A 23,065-nucleotide genomic window follows, 5' to 3' on the forward strand; every position below is an offset into this window, starting at 1 on the left:
TAATGAATGATAACCCAGGGTTAATTTTTATTCCGTGATCCGTATCTTCAGCTGGTGCTTTTTGTTTTTGTCGATGGTGTATTTCTTCAATACGCCGGGTCCGCATGAACTGTTGCCCAGACCCATCACGGCGCAGTTGATGCTGAGATAGGTCTTGCCTTGGTCTTGCAACTCGTAGTCGTGGGTTTTAGAATTCAGGTACTGGGCAGAGTAGGGAAGGGCAGAGAAGGAGAAGACGTCATCAACAGCTTCGATACGGATTTTCTTGCCCTTCTTGGTCTTTAGCTCCACGAAGGTGCAGTCCTCGTGGTTGCCTGAGTCTTGCGGACGAGGATAGTGAACGTATTGCTGGGAAACGGTTGATTTCCATAACCCGATGGGGCACGACTGCTTGCGGTCGGGATAGTTGTCCCATGGTCCGCGTCCATACCACGTCAACTGCTCATACTCGCGAGGCAGTTCAATGACGATGCCCAGTCGGGGCAGAGGGGGCAGCGAGTCAGGAATTTCGAAGGTGAAGGTAAACTCGTTGCCTTGCTGTTCGGTCTTCATGGGAATGCGCCGGGTGTCCAGTCCGCAACGCTTCCAGTCCTTGGCTAGCCAGTTGCCGAAACTCTTGTCGTTGTCCGTAGGAGCACGGAAAACCTGCGGTTTGATGTTAGATGTAAGATGGATGATGTAAGAGGTAGGAGCCTTTGATTTCGACACCTTGGGCTTGGCAGCCTTGGTCTCGGGATGTTGGTCGGCAATCTCCTGTTCGCTCATGCCGCCATAGATGGCTTGTACCTCGTAGTATTTGGGTGTCAGCGTGCGGTCGCTCAGTACGACGCCATTCATGCAGAAGGCGTGCAAGTTGGGCTTGTCACCAAAGTCACCACCATAGAGTATGGCGCCCCTCGGGATACCAGCCAATTTCTCATTTCTCATTTCTAATTTCTCATTTAGGGCTATGCCCTGATCCACCCAATCCCAGATGAAGCCGCCCAGCATGCGGGGATTGGAGTTAATCTCGTCCCAATACTCCTTGAAGTTGCCGAGTGCATTACCCATGCAATGGGCGTATTCGCTGGTGAGCACGGGGCGCGGACCACCATCGGAACCCACCCATGTACAACGGTCGCCCGTCTTGTTAGCAATCTCCAAGAGCCGCTCCCAACGAGCATTCTCGGCACGCTCCTTGTCCGAACCTTCCGGAATGCCGGGGTTTAGGTATTCTTGCATCACACGAGGATAGAAACGCGAGATGACATCAACAGTGGAAGGGTCGGGAATTACTTCTCCCTTGCCCGTATAATTACCCTGGGCACCCTCGTAATGAACGGGGCGCGTGGGGTCGAACTCATGGAGCCAGGCGGACATGGCTGCCTGATTGGGTCCATAGCCGCTCTCGTTGCCCAGGCTCCAGAAGATTACACAGGGATGGTTTTTGTCGCGCTCTGCCATGCGAATGGCACGGTCGAGGAAGGCATCGCCCCAGTCGGGGGTGGAAGCTAGTGTGCCTCTCAGTCCATGAGTCTCGGCATCGGCTTCGTCCATCACATACATGCCCATCGAGTCGCACAGCTCATACCAGCGCGGACAGTTGGGGTAGTGCGCTAGTCGGACGGCATTGATGTTGGCAGCCTTCATCAGTCGCAGGTCTTGAAGCATGCGCTGCTCCGACATCACACGTGCGGTATAGGGGTCGTGCTCATGGCGGTTGACACCCCGAATCTTGATGGCCTTGCCATTGATGAGCAACTGTCCGCCTTTAATCTGGATAGTACGGAAACCGACCTTCTGTGTTACTTGTTCGACCACGGTACCGTCGGCCTTTTGCAGTTGCAGGCGGAGGGTATAGAGGTAAGGCTGTTCAACGCTCCACAACTTAGCATTGGCCACCTTTATCTCCATGCGGTTGAACTTGCGATGACCTCGCTGTGGATACCACTCGTTCATGCGGGCTGCCTTGTGCTGCAGGTCGAGGATTTCAGCAGCAGCTACGGTGTCACCACCTACAGGGCGGTTGGCATCCAAGAGGGTGGCAACAAGACGATAGTCCTCGCCCGTCTCGCCCCGATACACAGCGAACTGCGGGTTTATCTGAAGTACACCGTCCATAGAGGCACGAACGGCTACGTCGCGAATTCTCACATCGGGAGTGTGATAAATCAGCACATCACGATGAATGCCGCCAAAGCGCCAGAAGTCCTGATCCTCGAGATAGGAGCCGTCGCTATATTTATATACCTCGATGGCTATCTGGTTTTCGCCTTTCTTGATGTAGTTGGTAATATTGAATTCCGAAGGCTCCATCGAGCCCTGGCTATAGCCAACGCGCTGACCGTTTATCCAGACATAGAAGGCAGACATTACTCCTTCGAAGCGAAGGAAGGTCTGCCCCTTCTGCCAGGCATCGGGAATGGTAAACGTGCGCCGGTATTGTCCCGTCGGGTTGCGCTCCACATAGGTCGTCCATTCCTTCTTGGGCTCTCGCATCACGTAGGGAGGGTCGATCTTGAAAGGATAGCCTGCTGAGATATAGATAGGAGTACCGTAGCCGTTCACCTCCCAGTTGGCAGGTACCGCCAGCTTGTCCCATGCCGAGGCGTCGTAATCCGTGCGGTAGAAGTCGTGGATGCGCTCATCGGGAGTCTTTGTCCAACGGAACTGCCACGTCCCGTTCAGGCTCACCATGCGGTCGCCCTTGTGCTCGGCATAGGGAATGAAGTAGGTACGTGCCGGTTCACGGTTGATTTGCAGCACGTGGTTGTCTTCCCAGTCGTGGTGCGTCTGCGCCACTGCGTGGCAAAGTGAAAAGTTAAAAGTGAAAAATGATAAAGTAAGCAGGATAGTCCTCATTGTACTTCTAATTCTTTAAATTCCACATCCTTGGTTTCGATACGCAGTCGGTAGGTTCCGGCATTAATCTGCGTACCTGTCGTTGTCGACAACATCTTAAACTTGTTCGGTGTCGGGGGGAAGGTGACATCCGTATCCACCAATGTTGTATTCTTCGAGTCTGTAACCGTCATGCGGGCTGTTACGGGTTCTCCAGTAGTGTTCTTGTAACGGAAACGAAGGGCATACTCCTGTCCAAGACCAGGGGTGATGATGAATGTGGTGGCATTACTCATCGCTTTTCCTACAACCTTTTCAGGCTCGTAGACCGAAGCAGGGCGTGCCTCTGTGTCCTGTGGCAGCTCTTCTTTCGGCAATTTGGCAATGGTGTCGGTGTCCAATGCGCGCCAGTCGACGGCAATGGGTTTCAATTGTTGGGCGGAGAGGGTGATACCGCTACTCTTGCTGGCTATGGCGATACCACACAGGATGGCCTGTCCTGCCTTCACCTCCGGGAAGGAGATGTGGAGCTTGCCGTTAACGGCTTTAGCTGTGACCACCCGTTTCAGCGAACCGCAATAGCCTGCCTCGGCCCATGGATCCAGGTCGTCGACGACGGTCTGTCCGTTAATCGCCACGTCGAAGATGCGCAGTCCTTCGTAATCTGCCGTTTCCGCGATGTCACGACCATGCCACGGCTCCACGAAATAGAGTTCCACGCGGTATTCTGCCGATGCATCAGGGACGGGGAGGTCATACCACAGGCGATGGCGACCGAAGCGGAAATATTGGAACAGTTCATCGCTCTTCGTGCCGCGGATGTCTGTTGTGATATGGCGCTGGCTGGCTTGCAAGGCATTGATGCCCTTGAAGTCCTGTCCCCAGGAATGGCTATGCAGGGAGTCGTCAGCCAGCCATTCTTGTCCGAATTCATCCTTGAAGGCATTGCCTCCGCAGTTGATGCGGTAGAGGTAGTGATAGTCCGCTGCTCCCTTTACGAGGTCGATGTTCCTGTCGGCTGCGATTTTGTCAGTTGCTGTGGCACAGCAACTCACATAACGGCTGCGGTACATATAGTAAGCTGGGGTAGGCTCCTCCCAGGCTGTGACCAGTCCTTTGTAGTTGATAGGACCAATCTTGTCAATGCGGCGATAGGCTCCGTCTGGCTGTACGCGTCCGGGATTGTCGTGCGAGTTGAAAATCCATTGGAAATGTCCGCAGACGCTGTCCTTGGCATTTTCTGCCAAACGGGCTTTAGTCTCCAGCAGTTTCGTGAATGATTCCTCGCTGTATTTGGCTGAGCCGTGCAGGTCGATGGTGCGCCATGCACCATACTCTCCGTTCAGCAGTTGCTCAGCACGCTTCAACTCGTTGTCGTAGTTCTCGGCTGAACCGCCATAGGTACCGCTCCAGTTCTGGATAACGTTCCAGTCAGTACCCTCGCCACCATTGCAGGTGGTGATGGCTCGCTGGTCGCGACAAGTAGGATCCATGCTGCGGATGATGTCGCTGCACTCCTCGGCAAAAGCCTTGGGCAGCACACTCTCGTTCTGCAGTCCCCAGAGGATGACGCTGGGTGAGTTGCGACGTTCCTTAATCCAACGTACCAGCAGGCGCTTGAAGTTACGGCGGAACTTGGACGTGTCGTACCATACATGGGCGGAGAATTGGCTCCAGAACAGGATGCCCTGCTCGTCGCACAACTGTTGGTAAAGCAGGTGGTGTGGCTGATGGGCCTCTCGCAGGGCGTTGAAGCCGGCATTGGTTATCTGTTTGATGCGTGAACGTATCTGTTCTGGTGTAAAGGCGTGGCTGGCACCGAGCAGGTGCTCATATTCGCATGTGCCGTTGATGAACACGGGTTTGCCGTTGAGCAGGAAACGGTTGTCGCCATCCTTACGAAGAACGGGCCATGAGATGCTACGGATACCGAACGGCGTGCGCACCTCGTCGGTTGTCTTGTTGTCACGCTTGACCATCGTCGACAATTGGTAGAGGTAAGGATCGTCCAAGTTCCAGCGGTGTGCGTCGGCCACCGCCTCTGCGTAGTGCAGCGTCTTGGTCTCACCAGCCTTCAGCGCTACAATCTCAGCGCGTCGGAACACCTGCTTGCCACTGGCCAGCGTGAATTTGTTGACCAGTTCGATGGTCTGCGCCTGTTTGGAGTAGTTCTTGACCTCGGTGTCGATGAAGACGGAATCGCATGGCGCATTATTCCAGATGTGAACACCGAAGGGCTCGATGCGCACGGCATCCGTCTCGATGAGGCTGACAGGGCGGAAGATACCGAAAGGCTCAGAACCCTCGCTGAATCCCCATTCCGAGGAACAACCGCCGCAAATCCAGGGTGAGGCAGTCTGCATGGCGGGATGGTCTACGTTGACCTGCAACTCGTTTTGTCCGTTCTTCATGCGATCGGTAATGTCAAGGGTCCATACGGTGCGGCCCACCAGTTCCTCGGGATACTTATGACCGTTGAGGATGACGGTGGCATAGGTTCCCACACCGTCAAACTGCAGGAAGTAGCATTTGCTATCCTGCTTCTCCACGTTGAAGGTCTTGTGGTAGGTCGCCTTTCCGTGCAGGTTGCCATGACGCAACTGACGGTAGCCGTAGTAGTCGTCGAAGTTATGGGGAATGTTAACCGTTGTCGGCATCGTGTCGCGGCCCACGGCGCACTGGGCTGTCCATCCGTCGTTGAGCGAGATAATGTTACGGCGCCCTTTCCGTTCAGGCTCCGGGAAGCGCACGTCACTACGTCCCAAAGGCACGCTGGTGGCTACGGCGATGCCTCGTTGCTGGTCGTTGTTGACGGCACAGTAGAAGTGATAGACCACCCCGTTGTGCTTCACTACATAGCTCTTATGGGCAAACATCTCGTCGTAGGGCTTTGAGGGGACGATGAGGTCTTGTCCCGTCCAGTCCTCCCAATGCAGTAAGTCGCGGCTGACGCTGAACGTGTTGTAGGCGTTATATTTGCGGTCAGGATTATAGGCTGAGAAGTAGAACATGACAAACAGGTCGCCCATCTTCACAATCTGGGCATCGCCTGTGATGATGCCCGGTGCCTCGTGGAAATAAACGGGGTTCTTGTCATAGCGTTTCCATTTCTTCAGGTCGTTGCTTAGTGCAATGCCGATACGCTCCGCCTTGAGATTGTTGAAGGGGCTGATGCCGCCGGCATTGTAAAACATGATGAATCGGTACTTCCGAATCTCAGGTGGCAGCAAATTTTTCGCTTTTCCCTTTTCACTTTTCACTTCATAAATCGTGCTCTTATATTGCACCATTTTCTCCCACCACTGCACATCTTTGTCGTCGATGCTGAGCAGGGGCTTATCGCTGGTCTGCCACTCATGCGCCTGGGTGATGTCGCCCTGCGTCCATGCCATGCCGATGTTCAGCGGTTCGCGCACGGCCTCGTAGCCTGTGCCGTGTCCGCCGATGTAGGTCATCCAGTAGTTCTTCTTGTATTTCGAGATGCCGTAGTCTCCTCCCCATGTCCAGTCGATGAGGGCAGGGAATCCGCCCCGTTGGTTGGCATCCCATCGGGTGGTGTCTGAAGGGTAGCTGAGCAGTCGGCCTTGCGTCTTCCAATGCAGCAGGTCGTCACTTTCAGCCATCCAGGTCTCATAGCCTCGTCCGTCTAGTCCGCCCTTGCCGTTATAAACGACATAGGTCATGAACCATTTCTCGCCTACACGGAACACCGTAGGGCAGTCTATCTTATGGTAGTTGTCCGTGGGAGCCACCACCATACCGTATTTATAGGGTGTGCGTACCTCATTGTAGATGCGCTGCATCTGTTGCTGGCTGATGCTTTGTGCCGCAGCAGTCAGAGTGGTGAGGATAAGGAGTGCAGTCAGTCGTATCTTCATCGTCTTGTCTTATTTTTGGAACAGCCAGTCAACCTCGCCCGACGGACCGTTCAGTCCGCAGTCGCGCGGCTTGATGTCGCTCTGGGTGAATCCTGCTACCATGAGAATACCTTTGGGCAGGCGGATGGTATTGCGACCTGCGGGCAGCGAATACTGGTGGATGTTCACCTTGGGCATCTGCACGATGCTGATGGCATTGGTCAGGATGGGTTCTGCCTGTCCGTATTCATTGCCCGTAGCGTCAATCTCCAACTTCGGAGCCTTGGCAAACTTCTTGTCGTCGTCCTTGAAAAGACCAACGAGCAGTTTTACAGGCTTGTCGCTCTCATATTCGATGGTAGTGCCAACGATGCGGGTTGTGTCACGGTTCAATACCAAAGCCTGCAGACCTGCCAGTTCGGGAGCCAGCGAGTCAACGGGTGTGTCAGGACGCTTCTCGAACAGAATGGCACCTTTCTTCAGGGGCAAGAGGTGAGCGTTGAGCGGTGAGTGGATGGTAATCTGGGCAGGCTGGGCGGGCTGTATCTTGATGGCTGAGGCGGGAGCAGGGTTCTTTAGCTTCTCGATGTTCTCCTTGAAAGCGTCCAGTTCTGCCTGATAGACCACAGCCAGTTCGCTCCACGTCTTCATCTTGCCGCCGTCACCACCAACAGGGATGCGGCGCTGTGCCGTCTGCATGGAATTGGCATAGAGATACCAGTCGTCCGTCATGCGGCTCAGGTCGTACCAGATGCTGAGGCTTTGTTCCAGCCAGATGACAGCTGTTTCCAGGTGGCTGATGTCCTGTGTCCACTTATAGCGCAGCACCTCGGCAGCAGCACGTACCTTCAGCTGGAAGGCCTTGGCGAAGGAGGCATAGCAAAGAATGTCGTTCCATACACGCTGGTATTCTTCAGCATGGCGGGTGGGCTTGGCGGCTACGGCTCCCATCTCAACGAGTGCCCTGTCACCATGATTGACACACTGGTCAACGATGTCAAAGGGCAGTTCGCCCACATGGGGCTGTCCTTTATATTCCTTCTCGATGTATTCAATGAGTTTCTCGCCCTCAGGACCGCAACTCTCGTAGAAGCCCGGGTAGATGGTATATTTGTACGGGTTCACCAACTCACCCATCGTCATACCGAGCAGGAGTGTCTGACGGTTACCCTCCGTGATGCCGAAACGGCGCAGCAGTTTAGGGGCTATCTCGCCCGCCTCATCGTAGGCGTTCAGCACGTGTCCGGCACTAATGGTGTCGATGCCGTAGTAGTCGGCCAGTGTCTTCTTCCAGAAGGTCTTGTCCTCACCGCGCTGGTCGTTCCAACTGTATCGTCCCCATGCCTCATACCACATCCAGTCGCGGTCCAGCTGCTTCAAGCGTTCGCCATTAGGCAGCTTGTCTGCCGTGTATGGCCAGTCCCAGTAGGAAGCCTGCGGATAGAGGTGAAGTCCCTTCGAGTGGTGCACGCGGTGCATGGCCTGAACGGTCTTCTGGATGAAGGCGGGCGATGACCAACGCCAAGGTTCCAGATTTGCCAAGATATGTACATTGTCAATATGCACGGGAGCAGCGGCAGCCAACTGGCGATGGGTCTCGCCCCAAGGTCCTCCAGGTGTGTAGGTGGTCAGCGACTCACCGGTATATTTCGACATCGTATAGATGTTCGGGTAGAGGGGCAGGCTCTCCTTTAATACCAACGGTCCGTCGGTATCGTGCGAGCGCAACACCACGGGGGGAATATCCGTTCTACCGCTGGTCTTCAGTCCATCCTTGATACCAGGGATGATGGTTTCCTTCATCCATTTCACGTCGTCGTCGATGGTGGCCATGGCTTCACCCAGACACACCAGCAGTCCCACGTTGGGATATTTCTCGATAAAGGCTGCTATCGATTTGCGCGTATAGTCGCTGATCAAGGGCGTAATCGGACGGTGGCGGTCTTGTGTCTTCAGGCCGTAATGGTCGGCAAAGGGCTTGCTCAGGATGATGTTATAAAACATTTGGATGACCCAAATGCCTCGTTTGTCAGCTTCATGGGTGAGGAACGAGAAGATTTCTTCGTTCTTCTTGAATGTCTCCTCATCCACCTCCAGTGCGAAGGGATAGTCCTTCAGCTTCACCAGCGAGGCAAAGGGATGCCCGTTCCAAAGGTATAGCGAGTTGTATTTGTTTTCCACCATCATGTCGAGGTATTTCACCCATTCTGCCTTGTCATAGAACCAAGGGAAGTTCTCGGGGGTGTATGGGTATTCATAGACACCATGACCAGGCAGATAGACTGTCTTCTGCAATCCGATACATGTACCGCGCATGACCATTTGGGGTGCTTCCGTTACAGGCTGTATGTCAAGTCCGCCGGCTTGATGGATGCGGTCTGCCAGTTCCACACAACCATAGATAACACCCGTGGCGTCATTGCCCGTCACCGTGATACCCTTCTTGTTCCTGTCTATCGTGTAACCTTCTGCTGTTCCGCTGTTTGCGTTCGAAAGCGTAATCTGGCAGTCCGCCTTCTTGGGATTGACGGTATAGCCCATCTCCGTTAACTTCTTCTGCAGGTATTCTGCAGCATATTGTTCACGTGCTGATGCTTTCTTTCCTGTCTGGATACTGACTCGTTGTGCCATTGCCAAAGTGGTCAGGCAGACCAGTAACAATAAGGCTGATATTCTCTTCATGTTTTCAAGTAGTTTTATATATAAAAAAGACTGATGACATCGTTATTTGTCATCAATCAACATTTAAAGTACACTATAAGGTTCGCATTGCACTTTAGACAAGTTTAGATAAGGTGCTAATTACTCTCTAATTACTCTCCTATTCAACTCATGTCCTCCTACACTCCATCCAAGTCCTTTCCTTACTTCATCTACACTTGTTGTCCGTTTGTTGTTCGATTGTTGTTCGTTTGTTGTCCGATTATATAACGGACAACAAACGGATATCAGACGTACATTAAACGAACAAAGATAGGCGTTAATATTTAGGTGAATTGGGGCTGAGGTAGTTTTACTTATGCCCTAAACATACTTTCTTTATGAGCCTTCTTAGAGTTCCATTGGAGTTGTTTGGGGGCGTTATTGTAAAGCTAGTGTTACATGGGTAATATCTTTAAAGAAATGTTAAATTTGTGTCTTAACGAAAAAATATTTGCGAAATAATTTGGTTTATATTATAAACTTCTTTATCTTTGCAGCGTGAACCGGACACAATAGGCTAAATTCGGGCTTTCTGCAGGAGCACGAACGAGGCCAGAGAGTATTAAAACAAACGTAGAACAACTTTTAAAATGAAACAACAATGGAAGTAGATAACAATCTGACTGCTGAGCGCAGTCTGGAGATAATTAGAGAATCAATAGAGCGCAGTCAGCGAACCATCAACAAGAATTCGGCTCTGCCGCTTATCTGGTGGGGAGGCTGTGTTGTCGTGTTTTCGCTTTTTATCGCATACCTGTGGAAGAATCATGGTGGGCCAGTGTGGAATATGCTTTGGGCTGTATTATGGTTGATAGGATATGCAGGCAATTGGATGATTGACAAGCGAAGGGAGAGCGTACCTACAACCTTTGTGGGGAAAATCGTCAGTTATGTGTGGTCAACATTTGGCATATTCTGCTGTGGTATAGGCATGATATTCGGTTTTATCGGTTGCGGTGTGTTACCAATGGAACTGATTTTGCCCAAAGTGTATGCATTTGGCTGCATTACAAGCGTCATCTCCTTGTGTTTTGGAATGGGTACGACCATCATGGGACTTGTCATCCGAAACCGCATCATTCAGGTATGCGGTCTTATCGCGGGTATCGGCGGATTTTTCGGTGCTTTGCATTTCTCTGGTCATACACAACTCTATGTGATGGCTATTGTCGCCTTGATTGGTCTGATTGTGCCAGGCATAACGATTCTCTTGCAAAACCAGAAATAAGGAGGTACGAACATGTTCAAGCCATTAGACCCCCTGCTTCACTCCGAGTTGCGACTAGCCGTGATGTCGCTGCTCATCAACACTGAAGAAGCCGAGTTCCCGTACATCAAGGAGCAGACGGGAGCCACGGCGGGCAACTTGAGTGTGCAGATAGACAAACTCTCGGCAGCGGGCTACATTGAGGTGGAGAAGACTTTTAAGGGCAAGAAACCCTGTACCCTCTGCCGTATCACACCTACAGGACTGAAAGCTTTTGAGGAATATGTTAAAGCTCTGAAAGGTTATCTTAATGTAAAAAAGACATGAAGACAAGATTTATCATTCTATTTTTATTGATTGGCTTCATAGCTATCGTAACAAAAGCACAAGTCTGTGACATAAAAGGCGATTGGACGGGAAAGCTGAGTGTGTATGGAAATGAAATTCCACTTGTGTTCCATTTTGATGGTGAGAAATGTACGATAGACTCGCCTGACCAAGGCGCAAAGGGTATTCCTGCCCAGTTGGAACGCACGGCAATGGGCATCAAAGTCGCTGTTCCGTCTATCAATGCCAATTATGAGGGTGTCAATATAGGCGATTCCGTTATGGGTACGTTCAAACAACACGGGCAGTCGTTCCCGCTGACTCTCAAACCAGGCTCAGTGAAACGTAACCGTCCGCAGACCCCAACGCCTCCCTATCCGTATCAAGCGCAAGAGGTGAATTTCAGAAACGGCGATGCCGTATTGCAAGGTACGCTGGTCACACCAGAAAATGTTTCCAGTCAAACCCCGGTACTGTTGATGGTGACAGGCAGCGGCCTGCAAAACAGGGATGAGGAAGTCTTTGAACACAAGCCGTTTGCTGTGATTGCTGACGCTCTGGCGCGGCAGGGCTTCGCTATGCTTCGTTATGACGACCGTGGCTTCGGCGAATCAAAGGGCGACCTCGTGAATGTCACCACAGAAGACCTCAAAAACGATGCTTTGGCAGGAGTGGAACTCTTGCGTAAACAGTTTAACCGTGTGGGCATACTTGGGCATAGCGAAGGGGGCACCATCGGACTGATGTTGGCAGCCGAGGGTAAAGTGGACTTCGTGGTGAGTCTGGCTGGAGGTGTCGTTTCGTTTGAGAAAACACTGTTGGAACAAAACCGATGGACACTTCAAAAGACTGGATACTCGCGAGATGTGATAGACCGCTATTGTACGGCACTCGAAAGCCTGTTCGACGATCTGAAAGCTGGCAGGAATCCTGAAACGACCAACCACGGCCTACCTACAGAATTGGAGAAAAACCTACAAATAGCAAAAGTACAGAGCAGTACACCCTATATGCGCTATTTCCTTGCACTGGACTTGACCGACCGTCTGGGAAAAATAACCTGTCCTGTGCTGGCGCTGAACGGAACAAAAGACCGTCAAGTGAACAGCGAAGAAAACTTGAATGCTCTTATGGACAGGTTGGCTGGTCAGAAAGAAATCAAAGCCATAGAAGGACTCAATCACATGTTCCAACACTGCAACACAGGCGATCCGAGCGAATATAAGGATATCGAAGAAACTTTTGCGCCAGAAGCCCTTGAAATCATCACTACATGGCTGAAGATGTTTAAATAGCAAGAGCTTGATAAGAGGCTAATAAGTTGTCTGCCAGACGGCGCAGCTCCTTTAACCCAAATCAGTCTAATGACCGATTTGGGTTTAATGTCTCAAGAACATTTTCGAGTTCTTCGACGTTCCGAGGACTGGCTATGATGATACCATCAGGACCAATGACTATTGTCTCTGGCCACGAGCAGATGCCATATAAATTCCAAGCCGCTTTCGTAGCCAGTTGTGGCCAGGGGAGTTGCTCCTCTTTCAAACGCTCAGTCCACTTGCTGTTAGGGTTATTGATGGCATCAGTAGCCAGACTGATGATTTCGACATTTTTTGTCTTGTGATACTTCTCATAGAGTTTGTGCAACTGTGGCAGAATGTCGAACTGGTCGCGGTGCCAACTCTCCCAGAAGTGTAGCACTACATATCCTTTGCCTACATACTCTTTCAGTTCATGATAGTTACCCAGTGTGTCCACAAGCAGCACGTTCTCATAATGCTTTCCAGGAAGACGTTTCTCCAAACCTGCCACGTATTCTTTGACAGGAGCCATCAGCAGATGGTTGGCGTGACGGAATTTGTTGCTTACAAAGGGCTTCAACTCGTCGTAGGTCAGTTCAGAATAAAACTTGTAGAGGGCGTAAGTTCTCAGCAGGTCGTCTTTGCCAGAGAAGATGACTTGTCGATAGCGCTCACATTGTCTGTTGATGGCAGTATCCAATTCTGCACGGTCCTTTATTTTTAGCATACGCATTCGTTCTGCTTCCGTCTCATTCACGAAGTTGTTGCGCAGTTGCGATGCTTTTGAACTTTTGACGGAACCATGTTTCAGGTCTGCCGTGACGGGTTGGCCATCGACCCAAAAGTAGGTCATAGAACGATTGTCAAGCAAGAGGTAGCATACCTCATCTTTAGGCAACTGACAAGTAAAAGAGAAGCGACCGTTTTTAACAGGAAATTTTCCAAACACCTCAGAATGCGACACACTACGACGGACACTGATGCTGTCGGCATCGTCAGGGGCTGTGCCACTAATCTGACAGTTAACCAGTTGCAGGTCTGACGATTCATTCACCACCAGTCCATTGTGGGTTACAAGTTTCTTTAGTTGTGAGGTGGTCACAGAGGATGACACGATCATGGCAGGCCGACTCTTCACTTCGCCGCCCTCATCCTGATAGTGCTCGCTCTTCTTGTAGAGCGTATAGCAGGTATAGCCAAACATTTCCTTGTGTTTCTGTCCGACGGCAGACTCGGTGAAAGGATGAAGGATGTTAATCAGCGCGTTGTACTGTTCACGGGTCAGGGTGTTGGGATAGCCGTCACACATCTTGTGAAGAATAACTACGGCAGCCGTCTTTCCTTCTGTTGTCTCACGCTGGTATATTTGACAGGTTTGCCTGACCTTGGCCAGCAATTCCTCGTATGTCTGAGGGGATGATGAATCTGGAGCATACTTGATAGTGGCTGTCAGTTCCTGCTCCTTTCGCTCAGAATAAGGCCGGATAAAAGGCATGTGCCCGAGCTTCTTGGCATGAATCTCAAAGATGGTACCATTCATCAGCCATGTATTGCCTATCTGCTTGTCCTGCTTTATCTGCTGTTCCCACAACAAAAGAAGGGCATAGCGATAGCCGTTTGTCATGTCGAAGGACAGTAGCCGGATGTTCTGTTTCTTTCCAAATACATACATTCCGCTTACGTAACCATTGGTATTCCCTAATGACCATTGTATGCCAGGTATCAATGGATCTCCTTCTTTTGCGTCATGCATGTAGATTTCCTTGGCATGCATCGCTTCACTACGCAAGGTCTGTTCCAGTTCTTTCAAGTGCGGAAACAGGACAGTCGAATTATCGCTGTCCATGCCAAATACCATACTGAAACTGTAGGCAATAGTCTTACTGCCCGAAACTTCGTCGCTGTTGACGACCCGTCCTTTGTCAACGTTATACTCGCCGGAGGCAACGAAAGCCTGCAGCTTATCATGGATATTACGAACGGCATCGCTCACCTGAGCCTGGACTGACACAGCCAGTATCAGGAATATCACCATAACAATCGTTCTATTCTTCATCATCATTATTTATTACAGGGTTCATAATTGCGGCCTCGTGGGACTGGACATCTTTATGCAACTCATTCAGGATGTAGTTGTTGACAATGCGCTGCAGTCGCTCATCAGCATGCATCAATTTATGAATGCGCTCTATATAAAGGCTGTCCTCCACCAGGGCCAGTTCGCGTTCTATCTTGTTGATATAGTAGTCGAGGCTGTCAGCTGTCGCGGCTGCATCCTCTAACCTCACAGTTTGATGATGCCGTACAACTAATTTTATGTCTGTTCTATTAGCCTTGTATTTTGCCTCTTTGGCTGACAGCTCTCCACTAAAGTCAGCTGTATCTGCTTTACTGTCCGTGTTCAGTCCGCTCCCGTCGGACTTGGAGTCCGCTCCCGTCGGACTTGGAGTCCGCTCCCGTCGGACTAAATCGTTCTGTGCTATCGGCTTTTCATTTTCTCTGGTATCCATATTCGTCGTCAGCATGACAAGCAGCATGATGCAGGCAGCGATGGCGACGACAGTGGCTATGTAAATCCGGACCCGCTTAGCAGGCTTGGCCTTTGGGCAATCCAAGTCTGGCAGGCTGTCGATGATGCGGTTCGTCAGTTCATCAGGGTCGCTGATGACGGGCTTTTGTTGCTGTAAACTATTGAGTATGTCGTCAATCTTCTTCATATCCTAAGTCTTTTAGTCGTTTACGTATAGTCTGGCGAGCCACATAGAGATTGCTTTTCACTTGTCGGGCATCCATTCCAGTTATCTGTTCTGCTTCCTGCGAGGAAAGCCCTTCCAGTTGGCAGAGTGTGAACACAAGCCGTTGCTTCTCGCTCAGCCCTTCAGCCAACAGCGTGACAATAGATATCCATTCGCTATTCTCCAACGTTCGTTGACTGTCGTTGTCAGAGGCAAAACAATGTAGGACACGCTCGTCATCAGGCATCGGACAGACTAACTTGGTGGCTTTCATTCGATCGAGACATTGTCTTGTTGCTATCGTGTAGAGCCAGGTAGTGAACGACCTCTTTGGGTCATAGTTTCTGAGGTTTTGCCATACTCGTATAAAAGTTTCCTGCACCACATCCTTTGCCTCTTCTTCATCGCCCAACATTTTTAGCGACAACGAAAACAGCATTTGCTGATATCTTTTTACCACCCATTTGAACGCGGTCTTGTCGCCGCGCTGACATCGTGTGAGTATTTCGTTGTCTATCTGCTCCATTTTATTCTTTGTTCACTTCGTCGAGTTAAACCTTCTAAAATATATACGATGGAGAAACCCTCAAGTCAAATCTATCTACATTTTTTCACAAGAAAAAGACGTTTGGCGGCTCAAGGAATTGATGCTAATGACAAACTGTAGAAAAAAACTGCTCAGCTATGGTAGCTGAGCAGGATCGATTTCTTTGTAGGCCACACGCAATCGTCGCCAGGTATAGATGGCATGCAGTTTGCCGTCCTTGCCCTGGATGATGCTGGGGTAGGAGTACTGGCTGATGGGCGAGTCCTCCAAGGTCAGGGCGTGACGCCAGTGGATGCCGTCGTCGCTGACGGCAATGGAGAGCGGTGTGCGAACACCCTTCTTGGTGCCAGGCAGCGAGGCGAAGTCGTTGTAGATGAGCACATGACGGCCGTCCTGCAGGGTGACGGCGTCGGTACCCGACTGGTTGTTGGGAACATCCAGAAGTGTCACGTTAGTCCAGGTGTCACCATTGTCGGAGGAGAAGGATGTGCCAATCTTGCCGTTACGGGTGCGCATGAGCACTTGCAGACGACCGTCCTTCAGCTTGAGGATGGAAGGCTGGATACAGTCAATAGGGTGGCGACCGTCTTTCGTAGCCACACCTCCGGCATCAGGAGCTTCGATGTCCTCCTTGTCGCTCTTGGCACCGGCGGCTTTCATGTCCTCGGTGCGCATAGCCAGTTCAGCCTTGACGGGACCTACATATTTCCATTCCTTTTTGGCAATGTCGTAGATTTCCATGTGGAATTTCCACCCATTGTCCTCCGTGCTGGACGGACAGAGCAGGCGACCATTAATGATTTCGGGCTTGTTCTTGATTGGTCCGAGGAATCCTTTGGGCAACGGCTCCTTGTCGCTCCAAGTACGTCCGCCATCTTTCGACTTGCAGAGCCATCCTGTCCAATCGGATACTTTCAGACCCACTTTGAAGAACAGCCACAGCTCGCCGTTGGGCATCTCCGTGATAACGGGGTTCCAGCAGGCTTTTCGTCTCTGGTTAGCAGAGGCGGTGCCTTTGTGCACAGGGCCTTCGGAAGCAGGAGTGCTCTCAGCGTTGATGCCTGCGATTTCGGCATTCTTCGTGCCTAAGGTGAAGACACCGTCGGCGGCAAGGATGGGCTTGCTCCATTCGTTGGTGCCTTTCTTCTTGATGCTTACCCAGATGCAGACATCGGGGTTGCGCTCGTGCTTGCCGCCGAAATAGGTAGCCACGAGGTCGCCCTTCCTGGTCTCGACGATGGTGGCAGCATGACACTGGGGGAAGGAGGCCTGCTCATAGAGGAACTCATCCTTTAAGATGGCAGGCGAACTGGTCGGGATCTCACACGAGAAATGGTATTTACCTGAGCCAACAGTCCTGATGATGCCATCGGGCAGACAGATGTCTGCTGTGGTGTTGCATGGAATCTGTACATCCCATTCCACATTTTGCAAGGTCTTCTTCCAACTACTGATAATCGTTCCGTAGGGACTGTCGTACTTGACATTAGCCCAAGGACAGTCCTGGATGGAGAAGTCGGGTTTGAGCACGATATGCTTATAGGCATTGCCCGTCTGACGGATGCCACCGAGGTATTGGTAACACCAAGTGACCAAGTCGCCCAACAACATGACATGGTTGCCGCTGTTCATCCTCGGCGATGCCTTGTCGCCGTTCCAAAGCTCCCAAATGGTGGTGGCACCATTCTCTGCCATATAGCCCCATGAAGGATAACTGTGCTGGGTGGCAATCATGTAAGCGACGTCGCTGAAGCCGTTGTCGGACAGTCCGCGCAGCAGCCATGAGATGCCGATGACGCCACAGGGCACGTGGGCATTGTTCTTGATGATGATGTTCTCCACCACATTCTTAGTCACCTCGGCACGGTATTCCTCCGGCACAATGCCGAACGAGAGCGCTAGCAAGTTGGCGGTGGCGGTGTTGTTGCCATAGAACACGGAGTCAGGATAGAGCACATGACCCGGAGCCTGTGAGGTGCCGCGCTTGACGGTGAGGAACTCGCGGTTGAAGGCCTCCGTCATCTGTTGGCGGAGTGGGCGCCAGTGGTCAGCCTCGCAGCCCCACTGCTCCATAAGTTGCATGGTGCGGATGATATAGGCTGTGGAGATGAGCGATATGTCAGTCTTGCGGGCAGGGTCCTGCGAGTGGATGAGCTCCAGTTTCTCAGGTGGCACGCACCAGTCGCCGTACTTGCCGCAGTGGACGATGCCGTCGCGGCTGTATTCGTCGATGATATGGTTGACCCACTTCTTGATGTAGGGATAGCAGTCGTCGATAGGCTGGCGATTGCCGAACTGCCGCCACAGCATGTCGCAGCCGAAGGGTAGGGCAGCTGCCCACGTGACGTCATCCGAGTAGTAGTTCCAGAAGGCCGGTGCCACATCGGGTATGCAGCCGTCGGTGCGCTGTGCCTCGCAGATGTCCCGCATCCACTTGGTGTATAGTCGCTCGTTGTTGAACAGAAAACTCTCGCCCAGCGAACCCATGGTTCGGTCGCCCAGCCAGGGCTGGCGCTCGTCGCGCTGAGGGCAGTCGAGCGGCATGCCTTTGTAGTTGTCTACAAGTCCCCACCAAGCATTCTTCATGATCTTGTTGAGCAGCGGGTCGGCACTCTCGAAGTTGCCTGTGGAAAGCATCTCGTCAGCCACCACCTCAGCTATGAAGTCGGCAGCGGTGGCATGTTTCAGCCCGATGACCTCAGCATATTGGAAACCATGATAGACGAAGGTCGGTGTCCACCAGCGTCCGCTCTTGCCCTCGTCGCCGTTGCAGACATAGATGTCGGTAGTCCGTGCATTGCGCAGGTTTTCCCGATAGAGTGTGCCGTCAGCGTTCAGCTTCTCAGCATAGACGATGCGGATGGTATCGCCCTTCTTACCGCGCATCCTGACCTTCAGCCATCCGGCGATGTTCTGTCCGGTGTTGACGATGTTGCGGTCGACGGTGACAGGCTTGAGTTGCTGCAGTACCTTCATGCCTTCCGTCATCTGGGCGCGCAGCCAGGCCTGCGGGATGTCGGTGCGCTCAGCCTTCAGCCATTTGGAGTCGTCGAAGCCCACCTCGCTCCAGCCTTTCATCTCATGGCGGGCATCATATTCCTCGCCGTCGTATTCGTTGTTGGCACGGATAGGACCGTCAGCCGTCACTTTCCATCCTTTGTCGTCGGTCTGCAGGCGCTGGGTGGTGCCGTCGGCATATTCCACGATGACGTTGATGCGACACTTGGGATAGCCGAAGGTGTGAATCTTATAAGGCTTGTGCTGCTGCATGGGGAACAGTCGGCCGTTGCCCAGAACGATGCCGAGGCAAACCGATTCCTTGGTGAGCGCCTCGGTGATGTCGTAGGTATTATAATAAATGGTCTTGCGGTAGTCGGAAGCTACGGGTTGCAGTACACCGTCGCCCATGCGCTGACCGTTGACGTAGAACTCATGGAGACCGATGCCTGCCACATAGGCTGTAGCCCTTTTGACCTTCTTGGCATCCAACTTAAACTCCTTGCGCAAATAACGGGCTGCCATGCGCGAGTGGAAGCCACGTTCCTCGCCCGGCATCAGACGCTCCAGTCCTATCCAGTAGCCGCGCCATTTCGCCTCGCCCAGCAGTCCGATGCTGAACGACTGTGGTTCGCTCCACGGAGACTCGCCCACCGTCGTCCACACCTTGACCTTCCAAGTGCCATGCGTGTTGCTGGACAGTTTACTGCCACCATAGGGCACCCATAGTTGTTGGTCGCTCTCCACGCGTCCGGAGTTCCACAGCTCACCATTGTCGTCGGAGACGATGAGCTGGTAGGCGGTCTGGCTGACATCCTGCTTGTCAGACAAGAGCATCCACGAGAAGCGGGGCTTGTCGGTGTCGATGCCGAGCGGCTGCTTCATGTTCTCAACACGTAGCCCGCTGACGACGACGTCGGATTTGGCCACTTTCTTCCTGGCGAAGCCTATGATGGGCATCAGCGCCAGCAGGATGATAAGGAGTCTTTTCATTCGTAAAATCTATGTAAGTCTGTGTGGTCTTTACTACTCGTTCAGGTCGCGTTCCTTGGCCTTGTAACCATCAGGGGAAAGCTCCGTCTGCTCTTTGGTTAGATAGTCCTTGGTGCTGTCGATGGCGATAAGCACACCATCCTCGATGCGGGCGGACTGCGGATGGTAACGGAAGGTGAGCACCTTGGAGTCGAACTCACCGAGGTATTTCAGCTTGCCCGTGGATGCCGTCATCCACCAGACATTCTTCTTGCTGCCCGAAATCTTGGTAAGGTCGAGCTTCATGGCATTGCCGTTGTAGTTGTAGACCAGCAGGTAATCGTTGCCACGAGTGGCTATGAGCCGATTGTATTGGGCACCATTGTCCTTGATGATGCTTTGGTCGGCGACACGCTCGAAGTAAGGGAACGAGAGGATGAGGCGCTTCAGGTACTGCATCTGACGGAAACCCGGATCGTGGAGTGCCTGGTACCAGGTCTTCACGTCGCCGGCATCACCATAACTCGTGGGATAGCCCGGCTTCAGCATCTGCATGATGGCATTATGTCCGTAGGTGTGCCCGCACGAACCAGCAAAGACACTCCAGTAGGCATAGCGGCGCACGTCATAGTCCTGCCAGCGAGCCTCGTTAGGATCGTGCAATCCCACGGGGATATCCTCATAACTAGGCTCAGCATCCAATACAGGCTTGATGGGGTTGTACTTCCATGTCGAGTCGACATACATCCAGTTGTCCTCCTCGGTATTGTCGGGAATGGGGTAGTCGGCATTGCCCATGCGCTGTCCATAGCGACGGTGTCCACTCTGGAAAGTATGAAAGTCCATCCATTTGGCTTTGCTCCACCATTTGGCAGAGGTGTAGCGTCCACGAGGATGATAGGTCATCAGGTGGTTTTTGTCTATCGACTTAATAGTGGTGGCGAGTGCTTCCCATACCTCAGGCTTGATGTTGCCCTGGATGTCGCCACCCATGAACCAGATGATGTTGGGCTTGTTCTTATAGCGATTGGCGAGGAAGGTGCCGTACTTCTTGGCATCCTCGACGGAGAGCTTGCCGTCCTTTACCAGTCCGCCCCAGATGCACACCATGCCGATGTAGATGCCGTGGTCGGCAGCGCGGTCGATGATGTAATCCATGTGGTCCCAATAGCCGTAGACCCCCTTCTGGTTGATGTTCTTGAAATTCCATCCGTCGATGTTAGACATTTGTCCGTAGATGTTATAGGCGGGAACACCGTCGATGGTTTGCACCTGTACGACATTATAGCCGGCTTTCGCACAGCTTTGCAAATACCATTCTGCCTCAGCACGGTCAAGACGTTCAGGCAACAACCAGCCAGTCTCGCCCAGCCAGAAGAAGGGCTGTCCGTTTTCAAACTGCAGATAACGCTGGTTATCCGAAACACGCAACTTGCCGTTATCCCACGGCTTGCCTGCCTGTGCCGACACCGTCAGCAGCGCAAGGCTCAATATCATCAGAAGTTTCTTCATAGTCTGTCCTTTATATTATATAAAAAGGACTGATGACGTATTGATTTGTCATCAGCCCTTTAATGGTTAGGCGGTTGATAGGAAACTTATAACTGGTATTCGAGCATGACCATAGAGTAGGGCTCCAGGTCCATGTCGAATTTCTTCTCGGCCTTTATGGTCTCCTTCTTGGGAGCGATAGGCTGTGCCTCGTAGTTGTTCTCGTCGTCAGCCTTGCCAGAGAGAACGGTCTTCACACAGCGCTTCTTGATGGGGAAGCGGCTCAGGTTGATGTCCACCTCTTTCTCCTTGTCGGTAGCGTTGACTAACTTGACATAGAGCTTGCGCGTCTTCACGTTTAGGATGACGCTCTGTCCGTAATGGACGTCAGCCTGTGGCTGTTCTACGCCGGCCTTGTCGTCCTCGAACTTCACGCAGTCACCATAGTAATACTGACCGCTAGACTGTCCGAACAGCTGCTGTACATAGTAGCTGCAGGTGAGGTATGGACGCTCGTTGTCGAAATAAATCATGTCGGGATTCCAGTTGGTGGCATCCTTCTTAGCGAAGAGCGGTGCGTAGGAGGTCATGCAGACAATGTCGGCATTGCGCTCGACGTGCAGCAGGTAGAGTCCCTCAGCTAGCGCATCGATGAGCTTCTTGTCCTTGGCAGCATACTCACCCAGATAAACTTTGGTTTTGCGGTTGCGCGGATATTTGTCGTACTGACGACTGCTGAGGAAGTAGTCACGTTTCTCGTAGTAGTGTTCGTCGATGATAGGCATGCCCAATTCCTCGGCCAGCTTCCAACCATTCTCCAAGTCTGGGTTGCCAGGGTGTGAGCCAGGACCGGCGGTACCAACAATAATGATGTTGGGATACTTCTCCATAATCTTCTTGTACATATAACGGAAGCGCTCGCAGAACTCCGGAGAGATGCGCTCCTCGTTACCGATGCCCAGATACTTCAGACTGAAAGGCTTGGGATGACCAGCCTCTGCACGAACACGGCCCCATTTGGTGCTGGCGTCGCCGTTAGCCCATTCTATCAGGTCGAGGGCATCCTGTACCCATTCGTCCATCTCAGACATGGGAACAACATCCTGGGCCTGGTTCTTCATGCCCCAGCCACCATTGGTGCCCTGACAGGATACCCCACAAGGCAGGATGGGCAGCGGTTCCATGTTCAGGTCTTCGCAGAATTGGAAGTATTCATAGTATCCCAGTCCCATAGACTGGTGGTAGCCCCACGTATTCTTCAAACCGCGGCGCTGCTCCTTCGGACCGATAGTGGTCTTCCAGCGATAGGTGTCCCAGAATCCGTCGCCACCACCATGAACGACACAGCCACCAGGGAAACGCATGAACTTAGGTTGCAGGTCAGCCAGCGCCTGAGCAAGATCTTTGCGCAGACCATGTCCCTTGTAGGTGTCCTGTGGCATGAGCGATACCATGTCGATGTCCAGCACACCGGTGTTCAATACAAGGATTTGCAGGACGGCATTCTTGCAGTCCTCCTGGGCGGTCAGCACAGCCTCGTATTTCTTCCAGTCCTTGCTGTCGGCAGTAATGGTAGCTTCTGCCAGTAGTTTGGGATCCTTGCCCCATCCCTGCGGAATGCCCAGAACGATGCGAACCTGCTTGGCAACACCCGTGTTGCGGAAGAAAGCGGAGAAGTTGTACTTGGCACCAGCCTTGACGGAGATGCCTTTGAATCCCTCGTTCTCGATGCCGAAGCCTTTCCACCCGGTATAGTCGTAATATTCCTTCACGCGCTCAGCATAGAGACGCAGATAGGTTGGGTTGTTGGGGTGAATGGAATTGTCCTTGCGCACCTCGAGGGTTCCCAGAGAGTGACCGGGACGAATCTGCTTCCAGGCTGTGCCGGCTCCCCAGCCGTCGCGTTCGGCAGGACTGTATTCGAACGAACCGTTCTGTATCAGTTCGGCATAGAGACCACCATCGGCACTCGAGCTGATGTCCTCGAAGAAGATACCGATGAGTTCGTCACTAATAGCCTTGCCGCCTTTAGGGGCGTTCATCGGCTTCTGGGCGTTGAGTCCCAAGGTGGCTGCCATCAAACAGGCAGTAATCGTAATACGTTTCATATT

12 protein-coding genes are annotated in these 23,065 nt (G+C 52.2%); 3 read left to right on the forward strand and 9 right to left on the reverse strand.

Annotated elements, in window-relative coordinates:
* Window positions 1-27: 27 nt before the first annotated feature.
* From BLU47_RS10635 to BLU47_RS10645, 3 genes are read right to left on the reverse strand one after another with little or no spacing between them, the layout of a single operon-like run.
* Window positions 28-2,841, reverse strand: a complete 2,814-nt coding sequence (locus BLU47_RS10635; protein ID WP_091962292.1) for a glycoside hydrolase family 2 TIM barrel-domain containing protein — start codon at window positions 2,839-2,841, stop codon at window positions 28-30.
* Complete coding sequence (locus BLU47_RS10640; RefSeq protein WP_091962294.1) at window positions 2,838-6,698, reverse strand: malectin domain-containing carbohydrate-binding protein; 3,861 nt, start codon at window positions 6,696-6,698, stop codon at window positions 2,838-2,840. Before BLU47_RS10640 ends, BLU47_RS10635 begins: the two co-directional genes overlap by 4 nt.
* Before the next feature lie 9 nt (window positions 6,699-6,707).
* The gene (locus BLU47_RS10645) at window positions 6,708-9,359 is read right to left on the reverse strand and encodes an alpha-d-galacturonidase (RefSeq protein WP_091962297.1); all 2,652 of its coding nucleotides are present in this window, start codon (window positions 9,357-9,359) and stop codon (window positions 6,708-6,710) included.
* A gap of 622 nt (window positions 9,360-9,981) precedes the next feature.
* Here BLU47_RS10645 and BLU47_RS10650 point away from each other — a divergent pair.
* From BLU47_RS10650 to BLU47_RS10660, 3 genes are read left to right on the forward strand one after another with little or no spacing between them, the layout of a single operon-like run.
* The gene (locus BLU47_RS10650) at window positions 9,982-10,608 is read left to right on the forward strand and encodes a hypothetical protein (protein WP_091962300.1); all 627 of its coding nucleotides are present in this window, start codon (window positions 9,982-9,984) and stop codon (window positions 10,606-10,608) included.
* Window positions 10,609-10,620: 12 nt separating this feature from the next.
* Window positions 10,621-10,914 carry a winged helix-turn-helix domain-containing protein gene (locus tag BLU47_RS10655; RefSeq protein ID WP_091962303.1) on the forward strand — a complete coding sequence of 98 codons (294 nt, stop codon included), beginning with the start codon at window positions 10,621-10,623 and terminating at the stop codon, window positions 10,912-10,914.
* The gene (locus tag BLU47_RS10660; RefSeq protein WP_091962307.1) at window positions 10,911-12,209 is read left to right on the forward strand and encodes an alpha/beta hydrolase; all 1,299 of its coding nucleotides are present in this window, start codon (window positions 10,911-10,913) and stop codon (window positions 12,207-12,209) included. The genes BLU47_RS10655 and BLU47_RS10660 overlap by 4 nt, the downstream gene beginning before the upstream one ends.
* A 61-nt stretch (window positions 12,210-12,270) precedes the next feature.
* On the opposite strand, the gene BLU47_RS10665 is transcribed toward BLU47_RS10660, so the two are convergent.
* From BLU47_RS10665 to BLU47_RS10690, 6 genes are all read right to left on the reverse strand, one after another.
* Window positions 12,271-14,271 carry a TlpA disulfide reductase family protein gene (locus BLU47_RS10665; protein ID WP_176780548.1) on the reverse strand — a complete coding sequence of 667 codons (2,001 nt, stop codon included), beginning with the start codon at window positions 14,269-14,271 and terminating at the stop codon, window positions 12,271-12,273.
* Window positions 14,258-14,827: a hypothetical protein gene (locus tag BLU47_RS10670; RefSeq protein ID WP_143025544.1), complete on the reverse strand. Its 570-nt coding sequence runs from the start codon at window positions 14,825-14,827 to the stop codon at window positions 14,258-14,260. The genes BLU47_RS10665 and BLU47_RS10670 overlap by 14 nt, the downstream gene beginning before the upstream one ends.
* An 88-nt stretch (window positions 14,828-14,915) precedes the next feature.
* Entirely contained in the window at window positions 14,916-15,473 is a 558-nt protein-coding gene (locus tag BLU47_RS10675; RefSeq protein WP_091962316.1) for an RNA polymerase sigma factor, read from the reverse strand.
* Window positions 15,474-15,629: 156 nt separating this feature from the next.
* Window positions 15,630-19,484 carry a family 78 glycoside hydrolase catalytic domain gene (locus BLU47_RS10680; RefSeq protein WP_091962319.1) on the reverse strand — a complete coding sequence of 1,285 codons (3,855 nt, stop codon included), beginning with the start codon at window positions 19,482-19,484 and terminating at the stop codon, window positions 15,630-15,632.
* Window positions 19,485-19,517: 33 nt separating this feature from the next.
* Window positions 19,518-20,975 (reverse strand): glycoside hydrolase family 140 protein, encoded by a 1,458-nt coding sequence (locus BLU47_RS10685; RefSeq protein ID WP_091962321.1) that lies wholly within the window; start codon window positions 20,973-20,975, stop codon window positions 19,518-19,520.
* 86 nt (window positions 20,976-21,061) lie between these two features.
* Window positions 21,062-23,062 carry an alpha-L-arabinofuranosidase C-terminal domain-containing protein gene (locus BLU47_RS10690; protein WP_091962324.1) on the reverse strand — a complete coding sequence of 667 codons (2,001 nt, stop codon included), beginning with the start codon at window positions 23,060-23,062 and terminating at the stop codon, window positions 21,062-21,064.
* Window positions 23,063-23,065: the final 3 nt, after the last annotated feature.

It is taken from the genome of Prevotella sp. tc2-28, assembly GCF_900107705.1.
Classification (GTDB): domain Bacteria; phylum Bacteroidota; class Bacteroidia; order Bacteroidales; family Bacteroidaceae; genus Prevotella.

What these genes read in the sequence shown, in the direction of transcription:
- BLU47_RS10635 (WP_091962292.1), bottom strand. Translation starts at nt 2,841, where the DNA reads ATGAGGACTATCCTGCTTACTTTATCATTTTTCACTTTTAACTTTTCA.
- BLU47_RS10640 (WP_091962294.1), bottom strand. Translation starts at nt 6,698, where the DNA reads ATGAAGATACGACTGACTGCACTCCTTATCCTCACCACTCTGACTGCT.
- BLU47_RS10645 (WP_091962297.1), bottom strand. Translation starts at nt 9,359, where the DNA reads ATGAAGAGAATATCAGCCTTATTGTTACTGGTCTGCCTGACCACTTTG.
- BLU47_RS10650 (WP_091962300.1), top strand. Translation starts at nt 9,982, where the DNA reads ATGGAAGTAGATAACAATCTGACTGCTGAGCGCAGTCTGGAGATAATT.
- BLU47_RS10655 (WP_091962303.1), top strand. Translation starts at nt 10,621, where the DNA reads ATGTTCAAGCCATTAGACCCCCTGCTTCACTCCGAGTTGCGACTAGCC.
- BLU47_RS10660 (WP_091962307.1), top strand. Translation starts at nt 10,911, where the DNA reads ATGAAGACAAGATTTATCATTCTATTTTTATTGATTGGCTTCATAGCT.
- BLU47_RS10665 (WP_176780548.1), bottom strand. Translation starts at nt 14,271, where the DNA reads ATGATGAAGAATAGAACGATTGTTATGGTGATATTCCTGATACTGGCT.
- BLU47_RS10675 (WP_091962316.1), bottom strand. Translation starts at nt 15,473, where the DNA reads ATGGAGCAGATAGACAACGAAATACTCACACGATGTCAGCGCGGCGAC.
- BLU47_RS10680 (WP_091962319.1), bottom strand. Translation starts at nt 19,484, where the DNA reads ATGAAAAGACTCCTTATCATCCTGCTGGCGCTGATGCCCATCATAGGC.
- BLU47_RS10685 (WP_091962321.1), bottom strand. Translation starts at nt 20,975, where the DNA reads ATGAAGAAACTTCTGATGATATTGAGCCTTGCGCTGCTGACGGTGTCG.
- BLU47_RS10690 (WP_091962324.1), bottom strand. Translation starts at nt 23,062, where the DNA reads ATGAAACGTATTACGATTACTGCCTGTTTGATGGCAGCCACCTTGGGA.